The 23,748-nt window shown below is 65.0% G+C and carries 21 protein-coding genes; 5 read left to right on the top strand and 16 right to left on the bottom strand.

Features of this window, described 5'->3' with window-relative positions:
- The 3 genes from AC1HIY_RS03955 to AC1HIY_RS03965 all read right to left on the bottom strand — a co-directional run.
- The coding region (locus AC1HIY_RS03955) for a PAS domain S-box protein (protein ID WP_479575411.1) at window positions 1-3,496 on the bottom strand (3,496 nt) is incomplete at its 3' end.
- 382 nt (window positions 3,497-3,878) lie between these two features.
- Window positions 3,879-4,322, bottom strand: a complete 444-nt coding sequence (locus tag AC1HIY_RS03960) for a response regulator (RefSeq protein WP_479575412.1) — start codon at window positions 4,320-4,322, stop codon at window positions 3,879-3,881.
- A gap of 101 nt (window positions 4,323-4,423) precedes the next feature.
- Window positions 4,424-4,957, bottom strand: a complete 534-nt coding sequence (locus AC1HIY_RS03965) for a GNAT family N-acetyltransferase (RefSeq protein ID WP_479575413.1) — start codon at window positions 4,955-4,957, stop codon at window positions 4,424-4,426.
- A 251-nt stretch (window positions 4,958-5,208) separates the two neighbouring features.
- Here AC1HIY_RS03965 and AC1HIY_RS03970 point away from each other — a divergent pair, with 251 nt between their 5' ends.
- Window positions 5,209-6,051, top strand: coding sequence for a dimethylarginine dimethylaminohydrolase family protein (locus AC1HIY_RS03970; RefSeq protein ID WP_479575414.1), 843 nt, complete (start codon window positions 5,209-5,211; stop codon window positions 6,049-6,051).
- A gap of 8 nt (window positions 6,052-6,059) precedes the next feature.
- Here AC1HIY_RS03970 and AC1HIY_RS03975 read toward each other — a convergent pair whose 3' ends face one another.
- From AC1HIY_RS03975 to AC1HIY_RS04005, 7 genes are all read right to left on the bottom strand, one after another.
- Window positions 6,060-6,698 carry a response regulator transcription factor gene (locus AC1HIY_RS03975; RefSeq protein WP_479575415.1) on the bottom strand — a complete coding sequence of 213 codons (639 nt, stop codon included), beginning with the start codon at window positions 6,696-6,698 and terminating at the stop codon, window positions 6,060-6,062.
- Window positions 6,699-6,935: 237 nt separating this feature from the next.
- Window positions 6,936-7,682, bottom strand: a complete 747-nt coding sequence (locus AC1HIY_RS03980) for an energy transducer TonB (RefSeq protein WP_479575416.1) — start codon at window positions 7,680-7,682, stop codon at window positions 6,936-6,938.
- 224 nt (window positions 7,683-7,906) lie between these two features.
- On the bottom strand, window positions 7,907-8,410 hold the full coding sequence (locus tag AC1HIY_RS03985; protein WP_479575417.1) for an NfeD family protein: 504 nt from the start codon (window positions 8,408-8,410) through the stop codon (window positions 7,907-7,909).
- A 45-nt stretch (window positions 8,411-8,455) separates the two neighbouring features.
- Complete coding sequence (locus AC1HIY_RS03990) at window positions 8,456-9,868, bottom strand: NfeD family protein (RefSeq protein WP_479575418.1); 1,413 nt, start codon at window positions 9,866-9,868, stop codon at window positions 8,456-8,458.
- 73 nt (window positions 9,869-9,941) lie between these two features.
- Entirely contained in the window at window positions 9,942-10,628 is a 687-nt protein-coding gene (locus AC1HIY_RS03995) for a L,D-transpeptidase family protein (protein ID WP_479575419.1), read from the bottom strand.
- 200 nt (window positions 10,629-10,828) lie between these two features.
- The gene (locus AC1HIY_RS04000; RefSeq protein WP_479575420.1) at window positions 10,829-11,662 is read right to left on the bottom strand and encodes an enoyl-ACP reductase FabI; all 834 of its coding nucleotides are present in this window, start codon (window positions 11,660-11,662) and stop codon (window positions 10,829-10,831) included.
- 245 nt (window positions 11,663-11,907) lie between these two features.
- On the bottom strand, window positions 11,908-12,783 hold the full coding sequence (locus AC1HIY_RS04005; RefSeq protein ID WP_479575421.1) for an inositol monophosphatase family protein: 876 nt from the start codon (window positions 12,781-12,783) through the stop codon (window positions 11,908-11,910).
- A gap of 220 nt (window positions 12,784-13,003) precedes the next feature.
- Here AC1HIY_RS04005 and AC1HIY_RS04010 point away from each other — a divergent pair, with 220 nt between their 5' ends.
- Both AC1HIY_RS04010 and pepT read left to right on the top strand, forming a co-directional pair.
- The gene (locus AC1HIY_RS04010; RefSeq protein ID WP_479575422.1) at window positions 13,004-13,804 is read left to right on the top strand and encodes a hypothetical protein; all 801 of its coding nucleotides are present in this window, start codon (window positions 13,004-13,006) and stop codon (window positions 13,802-13,804) included.
- A gap of 65 nt (window positions 13,805-13,869) precedes the next feature.
- A complete protein-coding gene (gene pepT, locus AC1HIY_RS04015; protein WP_479575423.1) occupies window positions 13,870-15,132 on the top strand; it encodes a peptidase T in 1,263 nt (420 codons plus the stop codon).
- Window positions 15,133-15,315: 183 nt separating this feature from the next.
- On the opposite strand, the gene AC1HIY_RS04020 is transcribed toward pepT, so the two are convergent.
- Window positions 15,316-16,359, bottom strand: a complete 1,044-nt coding sequence (locus AC1HIY_RS04020; RefSeq protein WP_479575424.1) for a Gfo/Idh/MocA family protein — start codon at window positions 16,357-16,359, stop codon at window positions 15,316-15,318.
- Window positions 16,360-16,577: 218 nt separating this feature from the next.
- On the opposite strand from AC1HIY_RS04020, the gene AC1HIY_RS04025 reads away from it, so the two are divergent.
- Together AC1HIY_RS04025 and AC1HIY_RS04030 are read left to right on the top strand one after the other, a co-directional pair.
- Entirely contained in the window at window positions 16,578-17,144 is a 567-nt protein-coding gene (locus AC1HIY_RS04025) for an endonuclease dU (RefSeq protein WP_479575425.1), read from the top strand.
- 48 nt (window positions 17,145-17,192) lie between these two features.
- Window positions 17,193-18,554 (top strand): GHMP family kinase ATP-binding protein, encoded by a 1,362-nt coding sequence (locus AC1HIY_RS04030; RefSeq protein ID WP_479575426.1) that lies wholly within the window; start codon window positions 17,193-17,195, stop codon window positions 18,552-18,554.
- An 85-nt stretch (window positions 18,555-18,639) separates the two neighbouring features.
- Here the strand turns inward: AC1HIY_RS04030 and AC1HIY_RS04035 are convergent, their stop codons facing one another.
- The 5 genes from AC1HIY_RS04035 to AC1HIY_RS04055 all read right to left on the bottom strand — a co-directional run.
- Complete coding sequence (locus AC1HIY_RS04035) at window positions 18,640-18,879, bottom strand: hypothetical protein (protein WP_479575427.1); 240 nt, start codon at window positions 18,877-18,879, stop codon at window positions 18,640-18,642.
- A 72-nt stretch (window positions 18,880-18,951) separates the two neighbouring features.
- Window positions 18,952-20,100 carry an acyl-CoA dehydrogenase family protein gene (locus tag AC1HIY_RS04040; protein WP_479575428.1) on the bottom strand — a complete coding sequence of 383 codons (1,149 nt, stop codon included), beginning with the start codon at window positions 20,098-20,100 and terminating at the stop codon, window positions 18,952-18,954.
- 115 nt (window positions 20,101-20,215) lie between these two features.
- Window positions 20,216-21,760 carry an amino acid adenylation domain-containing protein gene (locus AC1HIY_RS04045; protein ID WP_479575429.1) on the bottom strand — a complete coding sequence of 515 codons (1,545 nt, stop codon included), beginning with the start codon at window positions 21,758-21,760 and terminating at the stop codon, window positions 20,216-20,218.
- A gap of 5 nt (window positions 21,761-21,765) precedes the next feature.
- Complete coding sequence (locus AC1HIY_RS04050; RefSeq protein ID WP_456427359.1) at window positions 21,766-22,023, bottom strand: acyl carrier protein; 258 nt, start codon at window positions 22,021-22,023, stop codon at window positions 21,766-21,768.
- Between the two features lie 113 nt (window positions 22,024-22,136).
- Window positions 22,137-23,748 (bottom strand): SGNH/GDSL hydrolase family protein (locus AC1HIY_RS04055; RefSeq protein WP_479575430.1); only part of this gene is annotated, 1,612 nt, incomplete at its 5' end.

Consider the following 23,748-nt stretch of genomic DNA (forward strand, 5'->3'; position numbering starts at 1 on the left):
CCATGAACTTGACCGCGTTGTCGATCAGGTTCTGGAACACTTCGAGCAGGCGCACGCGGTCGCCCCGGACCGGCGGCATCTCCGTCCCTACCGTCACCGCCACGCGGCCCTCCTCGATGCGGCCGGACACCTGCTCCAGAGCCTCCCGAACCAACGACTCCAGCGCAGCCTGCTCGGGTGGATTAACCAGTCGGCCGATACGCGAAAGCTGAAGCAGTTCTTCGAGCAAACGCTGCATCTTGTCGGCGGCCTTCTCGATCCTGAGCATATCCTGATCGATCCGATCCCGGTCGCCCGCGCGAAGGTCCTCTCGCAACAACCCGAGAAACCCCTTGATGGTGACGAGGGGGCTTTTGAGGTCATGGGAGACGGTATACGTGAAGCGTTCCAGCTCGGCGTTCTTGGCCTCCAGGTCCGCGATGAGTCGCTCCCGCTCGCGTTGCGCCTGCACCCGCTCGGTGATGTCGCGGGCAAACGCACAAATGAAGGGTCGCTCGCCGAAAACCATGAACCTGGCAGAGACCTCCACCGGGACGATCGAGCCGTCTTTCCTTCGATGCCTTGCCTCGAACGTATACGTCCCCGCGATCCGAACGGCATCCCAGACGATCGACCAGTCGTATTCAATATCCCCCGGCATGATGTCGTAGACGGAGCATTGCCAGAGTTCTTCTTCCGTGTACCCGAGCAACTGGCAGGCCGCAGCATTGACGTACAGGAGGCCGGCATCTTCCCTGATCCAGAAGACCGCGTCGGCGGCGGCGTCGAGGGCTTGCTGCGTGCGCTGGAGCGCCGCTTCGGCCTCTTTCCGTTCGGTCACGTCCATCACCATGCCTTCGAGCCGGAGCGCGCCGTGCTCGTCATCGACGTTGACCACACTCTCGGCCTGAACCGTGCGCACGGAGCCGTCGGGCCAGCGGATGCGATATTCGAGCGAGAACGGCTCCCGGCGCTCGAGCATGTCCGCCACGACCTTCCGAACGTGTTCCACGTCCTCCGGATGCACACGAGCCAGGAAGAATTCCCGACTCTCTTCCACTTCTCCCGGTTCGTATCCGAAGATGCGGAACGTCTCATCCGACCAGTGCTGCTTGCCGGTTCCGAGGTCCCACATCCAGCTCCCCATCCTGCCGATCCGCTGGGCCCGTGCGAGCCGCGCCTCACTCTCGCGCAGGGCTTCTTCGGCCACCTTCCGGTCGGTGATCTCACGATGGGTGCCCCAGGCCCGGTAAAAGCATCCATCGGCGACTACGCCCACGAGGCTGGTCAGGAAATAGCGCACGCCCCCTTCGCGGTCGCGCTCCCTGGTCTCTACGTCGACCAGGCGGTATCCGGATCGAACGAATGCCGGGAGGATCGACGCGCGAAAAGAATGCTCCTCGCCAAAGAGATCGCCCATGTTCATCCCCAGCACGTCTTCGAGCGATTCATAGCCGAGATCCCGCGCAAAAGCGACGTTGCATTCGGCAAGAAAGCCCGTCCGCATGATGCGGTCGATCTGCTCTTCCTCGGACAAGGCCACGGGGAAGGGCGCCTCCAGTTCGCATCGCCAGATTCCCTCACTGCTGTTGGCCACGAACGCCCGATACCGCTCCTCGCTGGCGCGAAGGGCCTCCTCCACCACTTTCCGATCGCTCATGTCCCGCACGAACGCACAGATGAAGGATCGCCCCTCGAAGTCCTGATGGTTGAGATGCCATTCGACGGGAACCCAGGCGCCGTCTTTTCGCCACAGCCGCGATTCCCACTTGAACGTCCCGGCGTTTTGCACCAGCGTCCATAGCGAGGGCCAGTAGGCGCGGGTGATGATTTCGTCGATGTCGGGCAGGGTCATGCCGAGCAAGGCTTCGCGTTCGTGCGCCAGCAGGCGGCAGGCTTCCTCATTGACATAGAAAAAGCGTCCTTCGGCGTCGATCCAGAAGACGGCATCGGCAGCGTGGTCGAGGGAGAACTGGGTCAGGATCAACCGCTCGCGGGCCCTTTTCCGGTCGCTGATGTCCATAATGCTTCCCCGCACGAGGATGCGTCCGCGCGCAGGCAGGCGCACCAGGCGCACTTCGCAGGGGATCTCCGTGCCGCTCACGTCCGTGTGCATCCACTCGAAGGTCACTTCTTCCCCCTCCGAGGCGCGCCCGAGCACCTCGCGGGCGACCTCGGCGCTGTCGCGACCGTCGGGCTGAACCTCCGGACTCAGATCCAGAGGACCGAACTCAAAGAAATTGTCCCGCGAGAGCCCGAAAAACATCTCCGCGTTCGCGTTGCAGTCCACGAAGCGTCCGGTCTCGACGTCGAGCACGACGATGGCCTCGGGAGCGTGTTCGACGAGAGCCCGGTACCGCGCCTCGCTCTCCCGCAACGCCTCACGGGCATGTTTTTGCTCGGTGATGTCCGCGACGATCCCCGCCATGCGCACCGGCGCACCGGTCTCGTCCCGGTACACTTGCCCCTTGCCCTGAAGCCAGTGTATGGTGCCGTCTTGCCAGAAGATGCGGTGCTCGACGTAATACCTCTCCGCACCTGCCAGCGACGCCTCGATGGCTTCATCCATTTTCGCCCGATCCTCCGGGTGCACGAGCGAGAGATACATCTCGAACGAACCGTCGAATCGGCCGGGCGGCAGGCCGAAAAGTTCTTCCACGTGATCGCTCCAGGTGATCTCACCGGTGCGCATGTTCCAGTCCCACGTGCCCATCCGCGCGCCTTCGAGGGCCAGTCGGAGGAGGTCTTCCTGCTCGCGCTCGCGCTCCGGGGCTCGTTTGGGCTCGGTGACGTCCTGCACGAATCCGAAGATGCGAACCACCGCGCCCCCGGCGTCTCGTTCCACCGTGCCTTCCCCCCGGAATGCGCGCACGGCCCCGTCCGCACGCAGGACGCGAAACTCCAGCGCCGCGGTCTGTGCTCCGGCGGAAAGACGCGCCGCCGCCTCCCGAAGAGCGCCCCGGTCGTCCGGATGAACGAAGCTCAGAGAAACATCCGGCGTGGGTTCCAGCGACTGCGGCTCCAGCCCCAGCAGGCGATACGTCTCATCGGACCAGCCGGCGCGTTGCTCCTTCACCTGCCATTCCCAGGCTCCGATCCGCGCCATCCGATGCACCGCCTCCATCATAGACGCCGACGCGGACGGAGACGATGGCCCCCGCCCCCCCGAATCCTCCCGCATGGTGTCGAACATTTCCACCTCCTTATCGTCGGGCGCGCCCCGCAATTCCCTGATCGTAATGATGAAACCGACGGCGATGGCGCTTGCTCCGGCGAGCACTCCCGCCCAGCCATAAGTCAGCCGAAAGGCACGATACGTCTCCGCCGGCAAATCACTCAGGAGCGCGACGAGATCGCCGACGAGGAGCATCCCGACAAGAAGCCCCCCGGCAGCGACCATGACCGCCCCCCTGAGCCTCCCAACGCTCAGGGATCGCATACGAACCAGCGCCGCCGCCATGACCACGAGGGCAAGGCCATCCACGAGGACCGCCAACGCCAGGGAGTCCGGAATCATTTCTTGTGGTATGCCACGTGAGTACGGTAAGATAGCAGATGATCGGATAAGGGGGGATCATGGAGTGCGCTTCTCAATCGTACCGGAAGGCGCAAGCAGGGCCGCCCCGGACGGACGAGCTTCCAAGCCTGCAATCGTCACCAAGGAACCGCGGAGCAAAGATCGAGAGATAAGCCGGAATATTGACCTTTTCCTCTCCCGTACGACCTTGCATATGCCTCAAGAATGCCGGATTCCGAGCGGTCCGATCCGTGAGGCAACCGGCCGCAAACCCGTCCGAGGCGCCGCGCCAAAGTAAGACATATGACCAACTTGTGCCCCCTCCGAAGCACAGACAGGATATTCTCCGGCAAAATCTGCCCGGGGGCCCCGGATTGGGGGTTCACGACCAGGGGAAATAATTCCATCCCAGCCAGTACATGCCCAGGTCGTCCATCAGTTTGGTGAATTGCGAGAAGTCAATGGGTTTGACGACGTAACTGTTGACGTTCCGCTCATAGGCACGAGCCGCATCCTTCTCGGCCGAAGAGGTGGTCAGGATGATGACCGGGATGCGTTTGAGTCGCTCGGATTCCTTGATTTGCCGCAACACCTCCAGCCCGTCGATGCGAGGGAGGCGCAGGTCGAGCAGGATGACGTGTGGTAGGGTGTGGTTTTCCTGCGTTGCATAGACCCCTTTGGCGAAGAGGTATTCGAGGGCCGACTCTCCGTCGGAGACGTGCACGATATGATTGGCAATGCGATGCTCCGCGAAACTCCGCACCACCAGTTCCGCGTGGGCCGGATTGTCCTCTACCAACAGAATTGTGAACGGCTCACCAGTCATGCTCTTTTTTTGGGTTTCAGTTGAGGCGGTCCCTCACCGGGGATGTCCGCGGAAAGGATCCGCAGGCCGACCGATCGCTCTTTTCCGCAGGACCGTCGGTCTTATATCGGTTTCGTTCCTGCTTCTTCGTGCGCTCCGATGGCCTTTGTCATCGCTACGAGCCGGTGCGAGCCGACCCACTTCGTAGCCGGGACGGTTGTATAGCCCAGTTTCTGGTAGAAGGGGGTGCGTGCTTCGTGGGCTTCGAGGTAAACGCCGCACATTCCTTCACGGACCGCGAGGCGTTCGAGCGCCTCCACGATGCGCCGCCCCAACCCCTGTCCGCGAAACACAGGCAAGACGGCGATGCGAGCGAGATGCCCGATGCGATCCGCCCGCGCCAGCAGCCTTCCCGTCCCCGCACACGTCTCTCCCATGAAGGCAAGCACATGAAGGGCCTCAGCATCACGACCGTCGCGGTCGGATGCACGCGGGATGCCTTGCTCTTCCACGAATACGACTTCCCGAATCGACAGGGCATGGCGCATGTCCGCCTCGGTCTCGATCTCCCGAAGCCGCACGCCTTGCTTTCCCTCATCCATAAAATCAGCAACAATAGCAACCGGTAAAGACTGTTTGGAAGACGCAAGAGTCATCCGAAACGGTCTCGTGTCAACGCCACGGCCCTGATGGCTAGGTCCCACGGGTGAATTTCGAGAGACAAGGTAATCAACTTGGATGAAAAATCCGCATTGATCGGGCAACTCACCTTTGCGAAATTGCCGACGGGCGGTTCTCCGTCCGTTTCGTCCCTTTTCCATCAACGCATAAACGTCCCGTGGCGCACACCTCCCCGTCTCATCCCGCCCCCCCACCGTCCTTCGGCTGTTCGTCGATGGTTGCCCCGATGCGTCGCGTCCTGCTCAAACACCCGCGCGATGCGTTCCGAAGCCCTGCGCACATTGCCCGTTCCTGGCGCGCGCTCCACTACCTCGGCCCACCCGACTTCTCCCGCGCCTGCGATGAATACGAGCGCTTCACCGAGCCCTTCCACCGGCTCGGCATCGTGATCGACTACCTCCCTCCCCACGCAGACACGGGCCTCGACGCCCTCTACGTGCGCGACGCCGCCCTCGTCACCGACGGCGGCGTCATTCTGTGCCGGATGGGCAAGGAAGCGCGGCGTCGCGAGCCGGAGGCGATGGCGGCGCACCTCCCGGCGCTCGGCATCCCCGTGCTCGGAGCCATTACCGGGGCGGGGCGGCTCGAAGGCGGCGACGTCGTCTGGCTCGACGCCCGCACGGTCCTCGTCGGTGAAGGCTACCGGACGAACGCCGAAGGCATCCGGCAGCTTGCCGCCCTCCTCGGCGAGTGGGTGGACACGGTGACGGCCGTCCCCCTGCCCCACTGGAACGGCCCCGAAGATGTGCTTCACCTCATGTCCTTCCTCAGCCCGGTGGACGTGAACCTCGCCGTGGTGTACGCGCGCCTGATGCCCGTGCCGCTCCGAAACCTGCTGCTCGAACGCGGCTTCCGCCTCGTGGAGGTCCCGGATGACGAATACGAAACGCTGGGTTCCAACGTGCTGGCCCTCGCGCCCCGGCTGTGCCTCATGGCGGCGGGCAACCCCGTCACCCGGCGACGGCTGGAGCAGGCCGGCGCCGAGGTGTGGACGTACGAAGGCGAAGAGATCTCCCGTAAGGGCGGGGGCGGCCCGACGTGCCTCACGCGCCCGCTCCTGCGCGCCTGACCCCTCGCCTACGAAGCAGCGTCGTTGCGGTCGAGCACCCACTCCTTCGACTTCTGGTACAGCTCCTGTCGCGTCCGGATGTTCATGCGCTTCCGGATGTGATCGATGTGATTCTGGATCGTCTTCGGGCTCCGGTTGAGCTTTTCCGCGACCTCGGCCACGCTGTCCCCTTCGCCGAGCATCTGAAAGACCTGAAGCTCGCGGTCCGTGAGCACGTCGGTGGGCGACTTGTCGACCTTGCCCATGAGCAACTGATCCTTCACCCGTTCGCTGGCGTAGATGTCGCCCCGAAGGACGGCTTGAATGGCCTTGAGGACCGTCTGCGGCCCCTTGTCTTTCATCACATACCCGCGCGCCCCCATCCGGAGCACCCGGTCGGCGTACCGGATCTCGTCATACATCGAGAGAACGAGGATGCGAAGATCCGGCCATCGGTAGCGGATGTCCTGAATGAGATCGAAGCCGCTCGATCCCTTGAGTTGAAGATCGATGACGGCCAGGTGCGGGCGCGTCTTCTCGATGCCCTCGAGCGCCTCCGGCACGTTGTCCGCAACCCCGCACACCTGAATGCCGGGCGCCTCGTTGACATAGCCGGCAAGCCCTTCCCGATAAATGGGATGATCTTCGACAATAAATACACGCTCCATAACTCTTCGCGGTTAGAACGGGGTGGGGACGATCGGACTGGAATAGTCTCTTTACGGAATCTACAATAAAATAGGGAGAAAGGGCCGATTCAGGAGCGGGAAAGCACCAGATTGCATGCTTTCTCTACAACAAAAATACCCTGACCTTTTTCAATACCAATTCCCTGCAGACCGGGTTTCACGTCACAGTTTTTCATCTCAAGCCGAAGCCTGCGCAGGCGCACCGCTCCACACGGTTCAGGGGGTCTCCGGTGCGTTGAAGTTCACCTTGAAGCGCGTCCATGAGGGAATGGGGTCCGACTTTCCGCCCCGGAGCAGATAGGCGGACTGCCAACGCATCTCGGTCGTGGCGCGCATGGCGAGGACGTCGAGCACCGGGTGAACACCTTCGAGCTTTTCCACGGCAACGGGTTCTCCCTTCTCGTTGATGAAAACCTGCAACCGGACCTTGCCGCCGATGCGTCGTGTCCGGAGACTGTCGGGATACGGCACCGGGATGTCCGCGCCGAGCTTCCGAATGGTCCGGGGCTCCAGAAAATGCCGGCGGATGGTCTGGTATCCCACCCGTTTGAGCCGGTTCATGAGCTTCTGCGGATCGCCCGATACGTCGGCGCGGGCGATCTTCGGCAAGACGTAGTGCTGGAAGAGCGAATCGATGACCTCGGGCTGATTGCGGAAGAGGCGGATCAGGCTCTGCTTGACGGCGCGGGCGAGTTGCTGGTGCGCCACGCCCGACTGCTCGGCCAACGCACGGTTTGCGGCGTACGTCACGTCCGTTCCCAGGAGATCCATCGTCTGAAGGGTTTCGAGGTCCCGGAAGACGCCGGTGGTGTCGAGGTCGGCGCGCCACCACCGGGCGTCGTCGCCCACCCAGCCCGCGGGCGGTCCCAGGTCGGGCGCTGGCGCGGACGAGCGAGCGCATCCGGCGACCCACAGAACGGCCAGACAGGCCAGCCCGGCAAAAAGGAAACGGTCATGCGTCATAGGGAAGATCAGATCTTTCGATACGGAAAACGGCGGCAAAAGACCCGGCTGCCCGCCCCGTCATTTGCCCCCTAATGGACCCGCGCGCCCTCAAAAAGTTGCGCATGGAGACGACGCGGCATCGAAGACGGGAGCAGAGGCGACGGAGAGAACCCGCCGGCCGAGCGCTTCCACAGACGACCGCATCACCGCGCTATTCGAACAGCGCTCCGGGGCCTCACCGCTTAAGAGATGCTTTCTTCGGACGGCGCTTCCGCGAGACGGACGAAGTAGCGGCGACGGTCCATCGCCACGACGCGGACCTTGCTCCCGGCAGCGATAAACTCACCTTCGGTGGCCACCTCCAGACGCTCGCCGTCGATCTCGACGACCCCCGAGGGCCGGAGCGGGGTGAGCGCCCGGCCCGTCTTGCCGAGATAACGCGCGCGCTGTTCACTCTCCCGCGCGATCAGCCGGTCGTCCCGGCGAAGGCTCGTCGCCAGGACGAAGCGGTCCCACACCCCCGAGTGCCACATGACGTAGAACAGGGCGCCGCCCGCCGCGAGGGTCCCCAGAAGCGCCAGGACACCCCCGACGAATCCGGATTCGACGAAGGCATATCCGAGGGCAAAGACGATGAGGACGAAGCCGATGACTCCCACAACGTTCAGACCAGGAATCAGGTAGACTTCGGCTGCAATCAGGAGCAGTCCGGCCGCCAGGATTCCTATGATGATGAGCAGTTCCAAAATAGCGGGTCCGTTGTGGAATCGGGGTTGGTCAGGGTGTACGATTCATGCCGGAGATGTTTCGCCGGTGTCGGGCAGGGGCTCCACGCGGCGCACCTCCACGCGGCTCCCCCGCACGGCCACTACGCGCACCGTCTCGCCCGGCGGTATGAACTCGCCCGCCGTGATCACGTCCACCCGCTCGCCGCCGATGTCCACCTGTCCGGAAGGACGGAGCGGCGTGAGCGCCCGGCCCGTGCGTCCTTCGAGCTCGATCGGAGTGTCGGCGGAGGTGTACCCTTCGGCGCTCGAAAGCTCGGGCGCGAGCACCAGCTGATGGACCCGTCCGGAGTCGGGAAGATACCGCCCCAGGGAGAAGATAAGAATCACGAGCAGCACCAGCGTCACGGCCATCGTGGTGATGGCGGAGGTAACGGCCTCGCCGGAAGGAAACTCGAACCCGACGTTGCCGATCAGCCCCGCGCCGAGAGAGATCACCACGAGAACGATCCCGGAGATGCCCGCCACGCCGAAGCCCGGGATGACGAAGATTTCCAGGAGGAGCAACACCACGCCCAGCACGAAAAGGACGATCTCCCAGCTTTCGACGAGCCCGAGCATGTAGTGCGGCCCGAAGAAGAGCGCCGCGCCGAGCAGCGCCATCAGTCCGGGGAAGCCGACCCCCGGCGTTTGAAGTTCGAAGTACAGGCCGCCGAGCATCATCAGCATGAGCAGCGACTGCATGACCGGAGAGCCGAGGAAGCGAAGCGCGCGCTCCAAGCCCGTCGCGTCGTGGACCACGCGGGGGCGCTCCGACAAACCGAAAGCGTCGATCACGGCGTCGAGCGAGGGCAAAATGGCATCGGCCACGCCCACGCCGAGCGCTTCCCGAGCCGAGAGCGTGAGCACCTGTCCGGCGGGCGAGATGCCCTCGACGTCGAGCTTCTGATCGACCATCGCCTCGGCGATGCGGGGGTCGCGCCCGTTCGCCTCGGCAGTGGCGCGCATGAGCCCGCGCATGTAACTCTGATACTTGTCCGGCGCCGCCTCGCCGCCGGCGCCCTCCACCACCGTCGCCGCGCCGATAGACGCGCCGGGGACCATCACGATGCGGTCGGCGGCATACGAGATGAGCGCTCCCGCAGAGGCGGCGTTCTTGTCGATGAAGGCCACCGTCGGAACCGGCGCATCGAGGACGTCCTTCCGGATCTTGTCCGCCGCATCGACGAGCCCGCCGAAGGTGTCGACGTGGAAGACGACGAGCGCTGCGTCCTCCGCCTTGGCTTCATCGAGGGCCCGGTGGAGATATCGCGCCAGCCCGTTGTCGATCATCCCCTCGACCCGAACCACGTACACGGGTCCGGGCGCAAAGGGCTGGTCAAAAGCCAGCGGCTTCGGCGCGCGATCCTGCCCCTGCGTCGGCTTCGCGCCGAGGAGCATCAGGGCCGCCAGCAATCCGATCCCGATCTGTCTCATCATCTGTGCCCGCTTCCATTCATGCATGACTGCCACCGCGTGCCTCGCGGATAAGGTTCCAACGGCCATCGCCCCCTCAGGGTTCGATGAGCACCGGCGTGCCGACATGGACGAGCGCCCAGAGTTCGTCCATGTGCGCGTTCCGCACGGCCACGCACCCCTGCGTCCAGTCGCTGCGCGCGCCCGTGCCGGCGCCGTGGATCTCGATCATGCCGCCCAGGGCCGTGTTCATGGGCGGCGTCCGATACTCGCGCTCCGCCCGGAGGATGGCCTCATACTGCCGCTGCGAGATCAACCCCTGACGAAGCCCGCGCTCGGCGTCTTCTCCATTCGGATAGTTGAGCACGAGGGCTTTGTAAAATTTGCTCCTCGGATTCCTGGCAGCGACGAAGAAGACCCCGTTCGGCGTGCGCCACTGATCCGGATCGCTCAAACTACCCTGCCGCTCTTTGTCGGCGAAGAAGTTGCGCCCGAGATCGGCCGGAAGCGCCTTGACGAGGCGCCCCCCCCGGTAGACGTAGACCGTGCGCCGGCTCTTCGAGATGCGGATCCACACGTTCGAGAGCGCCGAGGCGTGGACGAACCCGTGCGCCCCGTCGCGGGTGCGGACGCGCCGCCAGTCCCCCCGCTCTTCCAGCAGAAAAACCGGCTCCCGGAAGCTCAGTTGCACATAGGGCTGCGTCGAATCCGGTCGGTTATAGACGATGGCTTTCCGCGCGATGGTATAAAAGACGGGCCGCGCGTCTTCTCCGGTGAGGCGCATCTCCGCTTGGCGGGCCGCCGTGGGCGCGGAGACGCCGGGGAGCAGAGCCCCGAGAAAGAGCAAGCGCAGAACCGTGCGAAAAGTCACCACCCGGAGAGACTCGGAACAAAGCATGGAAAGAAGAGAGCGGCCTTGGGGATGAGTTCTGTTCACGCGTGAACGGGCCATTGGTTGCGGGAGCGACGCCGCACCGGCCCCTTTCACTCCTTCGGCGTCAGCGCTGCGCTCAGATCTTCGACGAGTTCATCCGAGATGCCCATGGCGCTGAAGCCGCCGTCGTGGAAGAGCGTCTGCATGGTGACCATGCGCGTGAGGTCGCTCAGGAGCGAAACCACGTAGTCGGCGCAGCTCTCAGCGTCGGCGTTGCCGAGGGGAGCCAGGCGCTGGGCGAACTCGTACATGGCGTCGAAGCCGTCGATGCCGGAGCCGGCGGTGGTGCGGGTCGGACTCTGCGAGACGGCGTTGATCCGAATGCCCCGTTTGCCGAGCCGGTACCCGAACGCGCGGACGATGCTTTCGAGCAGCGCCTTCGCGTCGCCCATCTCGGAGTACTTCGAGAAGATCCGCTGCGCGCCGATGTAGGAGAGCGCCACGATGGAAGCGCCGTCGGCGAGCGCACCCGTCTCGAGCGCGTGCCGGACAATGCGGTGCAGGCTGATGGCGGAGATGTCGAGGGTCTTGTGATACCAGTTGTAGTTCAGCGCTTCGTACGGTTTGTTCTTCCGCACGTTCAGCCCCATCCCGATGGAATGCACGATGAAGTCTATCGAGCCGTACGTCTGCTTGACCTCTTCGAAGAGCTTCGCGAGGTCCTCGTCGTCGGTGGCGTCGGCCCAGAGGATGGGGCTGCCGGTGCGTTCGGCCAGGGCGTCGAGCGTGCCGAGGCGCCGGGCCACGGGGGCGTTCGAGAGGGCAAAACGTCCGCCTTCCCGGTGCACCGCCTCGGCAATGGCCCACGCGATGCTGCTTTCGTTGAGCGCTCCGAAGATCACACCGGATTTCCCTTCGAGCAGACCATATCCAGATTTTCCCATGGGTGGTTTGGTTCTAGGCTTGGAGTTTGGTTGGGATACGGCGCGTAAAGTAATGAACCCTCTTATGTGAAGCCACCTCCGCCGCTATCGAACCCCGAGCGATGCACCTCACACATTCCCGAACGGCGAGCCCATGCCACGAACCGCATGGGTGTGTGAGCTTGACGCGCCGAAGGCGCACATGACGGCGACCGAAGGGAGCCCCTGACGTGAACCGACAGGCGAGCCCCTGACCGCAAAGCCCTTCACAGCCGCACGTCCGCCATGTCGCCGAGGACGTCGAGCATGGCGTCGTGGATGCGCCCGTTCGAAGCTGCGATCTGCCGGTCGAAGACGGGGTCGCCGGCGCCGGCATAATCGGTGACGCGGCCGCCCGCCTCCTCGACGAGCACCCTGCCCGCCGCCACGTCCCACGGGCGAAGGCCGGTCTCGAAGAAGCCGTCGAAGCGGCCGCACGCCACGTAGGCAAGGTCGATGGAGGCGACGCCGTGCCGACGCACGCCCCGCGCGGTGAGGAGGAAGCGTTTAAGCACTTCGAGATAACGGTCGATATGGGCATAACGGCGGTACGGGAAGCCGGTGGCGAGGAGGCTCTCGTCGAGCGCAGCCGCCCGGCTGACCCGCGCCCGCACACCGTTGACGTACAACCCGCGCCCGCGGACGGCCGTGAAGAGTTCGTCCCGCGCCACGTCGAGCACGACGCCGAGCACGAGCGAAGCGTCCCGTTGAAGCGCAATGCTGACGGCGTACGGAGGCACGCCGTGCGTAAAGTTCGTCGTGCCGTCGATGGGGTCGACGATCCACCGATGGCCGTCGGCGACGGGGTTGAGGCGGTCGTCGTCCGCACCTTCCTCGGCGAGCGCCCCGAAGTCCGGAAAAGCTTCCCGGAGCACGTCGATGATGATGCGCTGGGCCTCTTCGTCGACGTGGGTGACGAGGTCGTGCACCCCCTTCTCGCGCACCTCGCCCGTGGCGACCCGACCGGCGTGGAGACGGATGAGCGCCCCCGCCCGTTTCGCGGCCTCGACGGCGGCGTCCCGCGCGCGCTCATACAGGTCGTCGGAGGCGGCGGGATTCGTGGCAGGCGGTCGGCGCGGCGCTCCGCCGCTTCGTTCACTCATTTTGATTGGCGTGTTTTTTTCTGATCTTGACGTCGCACCCGGAGCCGCAACCGTCCCGGCGCGTTCCCTTCGGGGCGCCGGGTATTCGACACCCCCGGCGCGTCCCCGGATCGCCTCGAAAAGCGGGACGAACCGTGCAGGCGCCCCCCGGCCTGATCCCGCAAACATACGGAAGTCCCCCATCCGATACGCTATCTCTCGCCCGATTCGCACCATCTTGATGAACCTTCGCACGCCGATTGCGGCCGCCGCCCTGCTGACTTTCCTCACCCTTCTCGGATGTGGGCGCACGCCGGATGCCGCTTCGGAGGCGCCGGGTTCGGCCGCCTCGGAAGCCGAACGGGACTCTGTCCTAACCGCCCTCCGCGCCGTCGACCGCTCCGCCTTCGACCATGCTTTCGAGGCGCTCAACCGGTATTCCTTCACCCGCCACCGCCGCACCGAGCAGTTCGACAAAAACGACCGGGTGATCGCCTTCACCGAGCGGGTGGTCCGATTCAAAAAAGAAGGCGACGCGCATCGCGCCATCCTGGTCGAAGCCGACTCCGGCGGAACGTTCGACTATGGCTTCTTCAACCGGTTCGTCTCCGAAAACGTGAAGGACGTCGCCCCCGTCGACCTCGCGCCGTACCTCCTTCCCGAGGATCCTCCGTTCCTCCTCGCTCGCAACCGGGATGCTTTCGACTACCGTTTCCTTCCGGACACCCTGTTGTGGGACGAGACGGCGCGGGTCCTGGAAGTGCGCGCCCGCCCGAAGACCGGGGATGAGCAGAGCCTCCGGCGCGTTCGCCTGTACGTCACACGGGACACCGGCTCGCTCATCGCCATCGCCATCGAGCGAACCGATCGGGCGCTCCTCTTCAGAGAAGAAAGTCGGTATTTCGTCCACATTCGCCCGACGCTGAGGAACGACCGGGTCCCCCATACGATTCGCTTTCGCACCCGCATCCGAACGCCTTTCCACGCCGCCCGGCAGTTCCGGACGACCGCCACGTACTACGAATTCGAGTATGCGCCCTGATCCGGCGCGCTTTTCCCTTCCACCGCGCGACCCCTGACTCTCTTCACCTGACCGACCGTTTCGACATGGATACCCTCCCCGGTGTGGCCCGCCGGTTTCTCCGCTACGTGCAGATCGATACGCAATCCGACCCGAACTCGGAGACGACCCCTTCGACCGAGAAACAGAAAGACCTCGGGCGGCTGCTGCTCGAAGAGCTCCGCGCCCTCGGCGTCGAGGACGCGATGATGGACCGGTGGGGATACGTCTTCGGCACGCTCCCCTCGACGCTCCCCGAGGCGCAGGCGGCGCGGACGCCCGTCGTCGCCCTCCTCGCCCACATGGACACCGCTCCGGACGAATCCGGCGCGAACGTGAAGCCCGTCGTGCACCGAAACTATGACGGCGGTGTGCTCACGCTCCCCGGCGACCCGACCGTGCGGCTCGACCCCGAACGCCAACCCGCGCTCCTCCGGCACGTCGGCGAAGACCTCATCACGAGCGACGGCACGACGCTCCTCGGCAGCGACGACAAGGCGGGCGTGGCCGTGCTCATGCAGCTTGCCGAAGACCTCATCCGCGACACCGAAACGCCCCGCCCGAAGATCCGCCTCTGTTTCACCATCGACGAGGAGATCGGGCGCGGCGTCGAAAGGCTCGACCTCGGCGTGCTCGGCGCGGACGTCGCCTATACGCTCGACGGAAGCGGGATCGACACGATCTCTTTCGAGACGTTCAATGCGGCGGCGGCGAAGATCACCGTCGAGGGCGTGACGGTCCATCCGGGGTATGCGAAAGGGGTCATGGTGAACGCCGCCCGCATCCTCGCCGAGATGATCGCCGCGCTCCCGGAGGCCGAAGCGCCCGAGACGACCGAAGGCCGCGAGGGCTACTTCCACCCGCACACGACCACGGCCGGAGACGCCTCCCGCGCCGAAGCCCGGCTCATCCTCCGCGACTTCACCGACGCGGGCATGCAACGGCGGAAAGACTTCGTGACCCGCCTCGTCGAGCTTTCCCACCTCAAATATCCGAAGGCGAAAATCACGCTCGAGATCAAGGATCAGTACAAAAACATGCGGTCGTACATCGAAGCAAAGGATCCACGCGCGATCACGTTTGCGTTTGCGGCGGCGGAAGCCATGGGGATCACGCTCGAAGAGGAGCTCGTGCGCGGCGGCACCGACGGCTCGCGCCTCTCGGAGATGGGCCTGCCCACGCCGAACGTTTTCAACGGCGGATACGACTACCACAGCCGCTTCGAATGGAACACCGTGCAAAACCTCGAACGCTCGCTCGCCTATACGAAAGCGCTCGTGCGGCAATGGGGCGCGCACGGCGCAGACTGAGAGATTCCGGCGCGTCATCGGAGTCGCCGACCCTCGAACCGCGAGGCCTCCCGCGCGAAGAGCGTATGGACGATGAGCGGATTCGTCGGGGGCCGCCGATGACCCGATGGAGGAAACCCGGCGCCGCTCCTCACCCCTGCCTCCGAACGCCGGCCATCCCGACGGCGGCGAGCCGCCCGGGCGTCACAGCGTCACCATCCGTCCTTCGGCGTCGGAGGCGAAGCAGGCGTCGATGACCGCCTGAATGGCGGCCCCGCGCGCAAAATCGGGCTGATCGTTCCGTCCGGTGCGGATGCTTTCGAGAAAGCGTTCCGCATTCGAGGGCGTCTTCTCACATCGAACCGACCGCCACGTCACGGTGTCCACGTCGTCGCCGAGGCAGACTTCGAGCAGATCATCCTCGTGTTCGAGGTCGAAGCGAAGCGCGCCTTTGTCGCCGTGCAGCGAGAGGGCGAGGGCATTCCGGTATCCGGTGGCCCACCGGCTCGCGTGGATGACGCCCATGGCGCCGTTCGTCAGTTCGGCCGTGATGAAGGCCGAGTCGTTCGCGTCGAGTCGGTACGCGCCGATGCGGTCGCCGTCGGCTTTCGGGAACGTCTTGAGGCGGCATTGCACCGAGGCATAGTCCCCGGCGGGGAAGCTGACCAGGTCGAGGATGTGCACGCCGATGTCGCCGAGGACGCCCTGGCTGCCGTGCGCCGTGGAGAGCCGCCACAGCCACATCTCCTCCGTGGCCCAGTCTCCCCACACCTTCGAGGTAAGCCAGCTTTGCAGGTAGTGGGCCTCGAAGTCGATGATCCGCCCGAGCCTGCCCTCGGCGACGAGCGCGCGGGCCTTTTGCAGCGCGGGCGAGCGTCGGTACGTGAAGTTGACCATGTTGACGACGCCCGCCTTCTCGGCGGCCTCGGCCATACGCCGCGCATCTTCCGCGTTTTCGGCGAGGGGCTTCTCGCACAAGACGTGCTTCCCGGCGGCAATGGCCAGGAGGGCAATCGGAGCGTGCGAGTCATCCGGGGTCACGATCACGACGGCGTCGAGCGCGGTTCCGGCGAGCAGGTCCGCCACGTCGGTGTACACGCCGGGGATTCCATACTCTTTCGCAAAGGCCTCGGCCCGCTCACGGTCGCGGTCGCACGCGGCGACGAGCGCGCACCCGTCGAGCGCGGAGAACTCCCGGGCATGGTGATGCCCCATGTTTCCGGTCCCGATGATGCCGAGTTTGATCATGATCGTCCGGGTCTTTTATTAGTGGGTTCTGCACAGGAGGGTCCTCGCGCCCGGGATCGGAGCGAAAACGGAAGCCGGAAGCTAGGGGTTATCGAAGGCGGAGGCAATCGCTCACCGGAGGTTTCTCGGAGGGAATCTCCACGCGCCTTGAAAGAACCCGGCCCGACCAACCGCGTCGAAGAACGGTTGACCTCGATGCTTGAATAAACCGCCCGCCCATGCCCGCCATACGCCCCCACCTGCTCGGCATCGACGACGCCCCGTTCGACAAGCGTCAGGCGCATGAGACGCCCATCGTGGGGGTGATGATGGAGGGACCGGACCTCGTCGAAGGCGTCGCCATCGACGCCTTTCCGGTCGACGGTGCGGGCGCGACGGACTACCTCGCGACGTGGGTGTCGGGGCTTCGGTGGCACGCCTCGCTTCAGGCCGTCGTGCTCGGGGGGGTCACCATCGCGGGGCTCGGCCTCGTGGACCTCGCCGCCCTCGCCGAACGCCTCGGACGGCCCGTGCTCGCCGTCACACGCCGCGACACCACGACGAGCCGCCTTGCCGGAGCGCTCCGCGCGGCCGGACTGACCGACCGCCTGCCCATCCTCGACCGCCTCCCGCCCACCCGGCGTCTCGGGAACGGCCTTTTCCTCACCTGTGCGGGCACGGACTTCGAGCACGCCGCCCGCCTCACCCGCGCCGCCCTCCACAAGTCGAGCCTGCCGGAGCCCCTTCGTGTGGCGCACCTCATCGGGGCCGCCCTCGTGCTCGGGGCTTCGAGGGGGCGCGTCTGAGCGCCCTCCCCCCTTTCCCGGTTCCCCTTCACCATGCCATCGCCGCCCGTGACCCTCTCCGATCTGCTCGATTCCGCCGCCCTTCGAGACCGCCTTGCCGGGGCCGGGCTTCCGCCGGAGGCCGCCCGCTCCCACGCGACCTACCTCACCCGGGCCGCCCGCTCGCTCCTCCGCGACGGCGTCCCGGGGGGCCGACCGGCGCACGCATTTTTCGTTCCGGGTCGCATCGAAGTGCTCGGGAAGCACACCGACTATGCCGGCGGGGGCAGCCTCGTATGCGCCGTCCCCCGGGGCTTCAGCCTCGTCGCGACCCCGGAAGCCGGTGCGCGACTGCACCTCACGGAGACGACGACGGGGGAAGCCGTCGCTTTCCCCCTCGCTCCGGACCTCGTCCCGCGTGCGGACCACTGGGCGAACTACCCGATGACCGTCGCCCGGCGTGTGGCGATGAACTTCGGGCCGGGGCTTCTCGGCGCGCGCCTCGCCTTCTCCGGCGACCTGCCCCGCGCCGCCGGGATGAGCAGTTCGAGCGCCTTCGTCGTCGCCGTATTCCTCGCGCTCGCCGCAATCAATGACCTCGAACACCACCCCGCTTTCCGCGCGAACCTCCCGGAACGGACGGCGCTTGCCCGGTACCTCGGTTCGATGGAGAACGGACGCCCCTTCGGCGCGCTTGCCGGCGACCGGGGCGTGGGCACGTTTGGAGGAAGCGAGGATCATACCGCCATTCTCTGTTCGAAGCCGGGCGCGCTCCGCCATTTTGCTTACGCGCCCGTCCGCCTCCTCCACACGGCGGCTCTGCCCGAGGGATACGTTTTCGGCATCGGCGTGAGCGGGGTCGTGGCCGAGAAGGCCGGCGCGGCCCGCGCGCTATACAACCGGGCCGCGCTCCTGGCGGCGGAAGCGGCGGCAGCCTGGCGCGCCGCCACCGGCGACGACGCTCCCCACCTCGGCGCGATCCTCGAACGCCCCGGCTTCACGCCCGAGCGTATGCGCCGCATCCTTTCCACATATGCCGGGCCCGACTTCACGACCGCCGACCTCACGGCCCGTTTCGAACACTTCTTCGAAGAGCACCACCGCATCCTTCCCGTCGCCGTCGAAGCCCTCGGCGCGGCTGATCTGTCCACGTTCGGCCGCCTCGTCGATGCCTCGCAGGCGTGCGCCGAACGGCTCCTGCAAAACCAGATCCCGGAGACCGTCTACCTCGCCCGCTCGGCCCGCGAACTCGGGGCCGCGGCGGCCTCGGCCTTCGGGGCAGGCTTCGGCGGATCGGTGTGGGCGCTCCTCCCCGAAGCGGAAGCCGAGACGCTCCTCGCGCGATGGCGCGAGCGCTACCGGCGCGCTTTCCCCGAACGCCGCTCCCACTTCTTCCTCGCGTCTCCCGGACCGGCGGCCTTCGCGCTATGAAGACCGGGGCTCGTCTGCGTCGCGCGCACCTCCTGCCCTGCGCCGTCACCGAGCAACACGACGCAACCACACATGTGCGAAAAGCTTATCGAGGCGGCGCCTCGGCGGGCGGCGGAGCATCGGAGGGAGGCCCGTCCTCTTTCAACCGCTCGATCCGCTCCTGAAGTTCGGGATCGTTCGAGGCGGTGATCACGAAATAGGCGGCCCATGCGGAGAAGGCGAGCGCGGCCAGGAGCGCGAACAGGATGAGCAAACGCGCCGTGCGCGGCTTCAGGGGGCGAATCTCGGGCGGCTTGGGGGGCGAAGGGCGGGACGCCTCAGCCATGACGGTCACCGGACGTACGTGGAGGATGTAGCTTTTCGACCGTAAACCCCCGTGCGCCCGAAACGTTCGACCCTAGAGCCCGAGCCATTTCGCCAGAATGTTGCGCTGAACTTCGTTCGTGCCCGAATAGATCTTGCCTCCGATCGAATCGCGGAGCGTGCGTTCGACCTGATAATCCGTCGTAAAGCCGTTTCCTCCGAAGATCTGCACCGTGTCGAGGGCGGTCTGTACGAGGGCCTCGCTGATGAACACCTTCGTCATCGAGGCGTCGATGGCGACGTCGCGGGCCTTGTCGAGGCGGGTGGCGGCCTTGTACGCGAGCAGACGGGCGGCTTCGAGCCGGATCTTCATGTCGACGATCTTGTGCGAGACGGCCTGATATTTCGAGATCTTCTGCCCGAACGACTCCCGCCGGCGGGCATACTTGATGGCCCTGTCCATGAGCCGGTTCATCGTGCCGCAATGCATCGCGCCGATGCACACCCGCTCCCACTCCATCGACTGCGTGAAAATGAGCGTGCCCGAACCCAACTCGCCGAGCATCGCCGAGTCCGGCACCCACACGTCTTCGAGGACGATCTCTCCGATGGGCGAGGTGCGAAGGCCCATCTTCTCGAACTTCTGGCCCGGCGAGAAGCCCGGCGTGTCTTTCTCGACGAGGAAGATCGTGATGCCGCCGTAATAGCCTTTCTCCGCATCCGTCACGGCATAGACCACGGCGAGGTCTGCGACGGGACCGTTCGTGCTCCAGATCTTCGTTCCGTTGATCCGATAGCCGTCGCCGTCTTTCACGGCGCGGGTCTTCATCGCATACGCATCCGACCCCGAGCCCGGCTCCGACATCGCATTGACGGCGATCATCGAGCCGTTGGCGAGTTTCGGCAGGTACTTCGCCTTCTGCTCATCGTTGCCGTGTTTCCAGATGGGAACGACACAGGCGAGCAGGTGGGCGCAGATCGAGAAGGCGAGCCCGCCGTCCTCACAGCCGTACCCGAGCGCTTCGAGCGCGAGAGCCGTCGAGAGCGGGTCCAGGCCCACCCCGCCGTATTCCTCCGGCACCGGCAACCCCTGAAGCCCCATCTCCCCACATTTGAGCCATAGATCATGCGGGAACTCCTGGTTCCGGTCGCGTTCGATGACGCCGTCGTTGAGTTCCTTTTTGGCGAACCGGATGATCTCGTTTCGAAAAACCTTCTGATCCTGGGTGAGCGTAAAATCCATGGTCACGAGGGGTCGAGAAATGATGGGGTGGGAAAACGATGACGAGCGCCGTCGCAATTGCGCGAAGGCGCCCGGGCATCGGTTCGAGCAAGAGCGAACCGGCGCGCTCCATGCGTCACGGAAGCGTCTTCAGACGCTGATAGTCGATCTTGTCCGTGGAGGTCTTCGGCAACGTATCGAGGAACGAGAACCGGTCCGGGATCATGTAGAGCGGCAGGTTTTTCGCGCAGAACTGCTTGAGCCGGATGAGCGACGGCTTCGAATCGTCCATCCAGTTCATGAACGCTTTGATGAGCACGCCGTTTTGCTCGTCCGGCAACGCCACGACGGCCGCTTCCGTCACCGCCGGATGCCGGTAGAGCGCCGACTCGATCTCTCCGAGTTCGACGCGATAGCCCCGGCGTTTGACCATCCGGTCACGCCGCCCGACGAAGACGTAACATCCACCGCCGCCGTCGCGGACGACGTCGCCGGTCTTGTACCACCGCTTGCCGTCTTCGCCGATATGGAACGCCTGCGCATTCCGTTCGGGCAGGTTCCAGTACCCGCGCATCACCGAGCCGCCGGTGACGAGCAGTTCGCCCTCCGCACCCGGCGCCACCTCGCGATAGTCGAAATCCGCCACCATACACTCGTCGCCGGAGCATGCCCGGCCGATGGGATACGGCTCGGTCCGGTCTTCCGGCACGGGGAGATCGACCTCGTAATACGTGCAGACGTTCGTCTCGGTCGGACCGTACAGATTGAAATACCGGGGATGGGGCCAGATTTTCGTGAGCGCCCGGAGGTGCTTCACCGGGAAGACTTCGCCGGCGAAGTTGACGATCCGCAGCGCCGAGTAGTCGTGCGTTTCCATCTTCCCGAACTCGACGAGGAGCCGGAGGATGGAGGGCGTCGAATACCACGCGGTGATGCCGGTCTCAGCGATGACCTGCGCGAGTTGCGCGGGCTGTTTGCCGAGGCTCTCCCCGATGAGCACGAGCGTCGCGCCATGCTTGAGCGGCACGTAGATGTCGAGGATCGAGAGGTCGAAGTGGAACGGCGCGTGGGAGGAGAACTTGTCCTCCGGCGTCGGTTCGAAGACCGTAGAGCACCAGTCGATGAAGCTGAGGGCGCTCGCGTGCGTGTGCATGACCCCCTTCGGCTTGCCCGTGGACCCGCTCGTATAGAGGATGTACGAGAGGTTGTCGGTATCAACCGGCGGGCCTGCCATCGGCTGCGGCGGCACGCTCAAGAGCACGAGGTCCGCACCGTACGGGACCAGATCGTCGAGCGCGGCGACCTCTCGGAGTTCCTGCCCTTCATATTCGCCCCGCAACCCTTCCACCTTCTTCCGGTCGACGAGCACGGCCCTGACGGAGCAGTCTTTGAAGATGAAGGCGTTGCGGGCGGGCGGAGCGCCGGGATCGACGGGCACGTAGGCGGCGTCGGCTTTGAGAATGCCGAAGAGGGACGCAACCGTGCCGATGGACTTCGGCGCATAGATCCCCACCCGGTCGCCCGGCTGCACGCCCAGGGCACGGAGGTGATCCCGTATGCGGTCCGTGATCGCGTTGAGCGCGCCGTACGTGATGGCGGTCGCCCGGCTCGGGTCCTCCACCGCAACGTGCCCGGGCAGACGCGCCGCCGACCGTTCGACGAGATGATCAAGACGATGCATGAGCCTCACATTTTCGAGGAAACGATCTCGGCGATGTCATCGAGCGTGTCGAGGTAATCGGCGCTCATTTCGTGGGCGCTGAACTGCACGCCGAAACGCTCTTCGAGGAAGCCGACCAGCTTCACGGTGGCGATGGAATCGAGGATGCCGCCCGTGATGAGCGGCGTGTCGTCGGTGAGCGCCTCCGGGTCTTCGCCGGGGAGGAACTCGTCGAGGATGTAATCTTTAACGGTGGCTTTGATTTCGCCAGTCTGAACTCCCATGTGTGTGCCTCTTTTTTTTCTTTGGGATTGAAAAGGGTGATGAAGGTCAATTTTTTAAGGGGCGTCATCCCGAAAGAGCATGAGCCGCCTCGCGGTGCGGGGGCATTTCAGGGCTACCCGTCCGTCTCGACGTCGGTGGTCCGGGCCGGGGTCTCTCCGGCGGGCATGAGATTAAGGACGGCGGCCTTCCGAAGCAACTGCTCGGCCAGTTCCTCGCCCAGCAGGCGGTGCGCGCCGGCATTGGGATGCTTGTCCCACGGCGCCAGCTGAAGCATTCGGGTGTCGCGCCCCCGGTAGGCCTGGTCGAGTGAGAGGGTGACAAAACCGGCCTCACGCGCGAGCGCTTCGAGGTGCGACTGCACTTCGCTCAGGTCCTCCTCAGAGTCATACGTGCGCGGCAGGAAGACCCACACCGGTGTGACGCCGCGCGCCCGGCAATCCTCGACGATGCGGCGATACCCCCAGGCAATGATCTCATCGACGAAGGGATGCAACCGGCGCTCCGCCTCCTTCGCGTCCATGCCCGTCTCGATCCCCGCCCGGCGCCGGATGTCCCGGAGGAACTCGTACCGGAGGTCAGCGCCTTCGACGAGCGTGCGCGTGAGCGTGTCGAGCAGGCGCTCGGCATAGTTCGCGTGCGCCATGTAGAGCAACGCATCCGGCTCGAAGTCGAGCACCTTGTCTTCCGTGATGATGACGTTCTGAGGAAGCGCATATCCGGAGACGGCGAAGTTGAGGATCTCGTACCGGTCGTAGCCGCCTTTTCCCGCCAGTTCCTCGTTGAGCCGCCGCTCGGCCACCTCGTCGATGACCTCGTCGTCGTTGACGCCCCACCCCATCTCGTCCGAAGCTCCGAGCAACGCGATGCGATACGTATGCGCCGGCTTGGCTTGCTCATAGTCGCGGTCGCGCATCCCCCACCGGTTCGTGCTGAGCCTGGCCTGTTTGAACGTCGTCTCCACATCCGGGACGAGGCGATACCGGAGGAGGTCGTCCGTGCGCTCGGCGGCTCCGGCCTGCACAATGGTCTGGTCCCACCCTTTCGGGCGGCTGACCTGCACCTGCCAGAGGGCATCGGTGAAATTGCTGGGTTCGAGCAGGGATTCGTAATAGCCGCGTTCGAGCAGATCCTGATCCCGCTGATTGAAGTGCGACTCCTGAAGCGAAGCGACGACCGCACCTCCCCGCTCGCCCAGCAAACCCTGAACGTTCGGCACGCTCAACGCCATCCACAACAACCCGCCGATAGTGGTCGCCATCGCGCTCCTTCGGAAGGACGGGTTCGATCCCGTCACCGACAACGCCACCCCGCGCTCGTTCAACCACTGAATCAATACCCCCGCCAGCACCAACCCCACAAGTCCCAAAAGCAACCACAACCAACTCGCCGCACTACTGCCGGCCGCCACCCCCAGCAACGACACAAACTCCCCCACCGACGAACTCGACCACAGCGTCCACAACACCGTGATCAGAACAAACATTCCCACCACCTTCGACGAGTACACCAGCGAAGCCGCCAACCGCCAAGGCTCCTTTCCCAGCCGTCGCTTCCGACCACGACGTACCTCGCTCACCGCGTTGAAGGCCACCATCACTCCGAGAATGCCCCAGAACAGCATGTCCGGCGCCGTGATCGGAAACTGACCCCGAAGCCAGAACCACTGGTACGAGTGCAGCAACCACGTGCCCACGAACACCACCAGCGTCGCCAACACCAGACCC

It is taken from the genome of Rhodocaloribacter sp., assembly GCF_056451265.1.

Excerpts from the sequence above, each read along its gene's own strand:
- AC1HIY_RS04005 (WP_479575421.1), bottom strand. The coding sequence starts at position 12,783 with ATGAGTGAACGAAGCGGCGGAGCGCCGCGCCGACCGCCTGCCACGAAT.
- AC1HIY_RS03960 (WP_479575412.1), bottom strand. The coding sequence starts at position 4,322 with ATGACTGGTGAGCCGTTCACAATTCTGTTGGTAGAGGACAATCCGGCC.
- AC1HIY_RS04025 (WP_479575425.1), top strand. The coding sequence starts at position 16,578 with ATGCCCGCCATACGCCCCCACCTGCTCGGCATCGACGACGCCCCGTTC.
- AC1HIY_RS04035 (WP_479575427.1), bottom strand. The coding sequence starts at position 18,879 with ATGGCTGAGGCGTCCCGCCCTTCGCCCCCCAAGCCGCCCGAGATTCGC.
- AC1HIY_RS04000 (WP_479575420.1), bottom strand. The coding sequence starts at position 11,662 with ATGGGAAAATCTGGATATGGTCTGCTCGAAGGGAAATCCGGTGTGATC.
- AC1HIY_RS04010 (WP_479575422.1), top strand. The coding sequence starts at position 13,004 with ATGAACCTTCGCACGCCGATTGCGGCCGCCGCCCTGCTGACTTTCCTC.
- AC1HIY_RS04040 (WP_479575428.1), bottom strand. The coding sequence starts at position 20,100 with ATGGATTTTACGCTCACCCAGGATCAGAAGGTTTTTCGAAACGAGATC.
- AC1HIY_RS04020 (WP_479575424.1), bottom strand. The coding sequence starts at position 16,359 with ATGATCAAACTCGGCATCATCGGGACCGGAAACATGGGGCATCACCAT.
- AC1HIY_RS03995 (WP_479575419.1), bottom strand. The coding sequence starts at position 10,628 with ATGCGCCTCACCGGAGAAGACGCGCGGCCCGTCTTTTATACCATCGCG.
- AC1HIY_RS04045 (WP_479575429.1), bottom strand. The coding sequence starts at position 21,760 with ATGCATCGTCTTGATCATCTCGTCGAACGGTCGGCGGCGCGTCTGCCC.
- AC1HIY_RS04050 (WP_456427359.1), bottom strand. The coding sequence starts at position 22,023 with ATGGGAGTTCAGACTGGCGAAATCAAAGCCACCGTTAAAGATTACATC.
- AC1HIY_RS03970 (WP_479575414.1), top strand. The coding sequence starts at position 5,209 with ATGCGTCGCGTCCTGCTCAAACACCCGCGCGATGCGTTCCGAAGCCCT.
- AC1HIY_RS03990 (WP_479575418.1), bottom strand. The coding sequence starts at position 9,868 with ATGATGAGACAGATCGGGATCGGATTGCTGGCGGCCCTGATGCTCCTC.
- AC1HIY_RS03980 (WP_479575416.1), bottom strand. The coding sequence starts at position 7,682 with ATGACGCATGACCGTTTCCTTTTTGCCGGGCTGGCCTGTCTGGCCGTT.
- AC1HIY_RS03965 (WP_479575413.1), bottom strand. The coding sequence starts at position 4,957 with ATGACTCTTGCGTCTTCCAAACAGTCTTTACCGGTTGCTATTGTTGCT.
- pepT (WP_479575423.1), top strand. The coding sequence starts at position 13,870 with ATGGATACCCTCCCCGGTGTGGCCCGCCGGTTTCTCCGCTACGTGCAG.
- AC1HIY_RS03975 (WP_479575415.1), bottom strand. The coding sequence starts at position 6,698 with ATGGAGCGTGTATTTATTGTCGAAGATCATCCCATTTATCGGGAAGGG.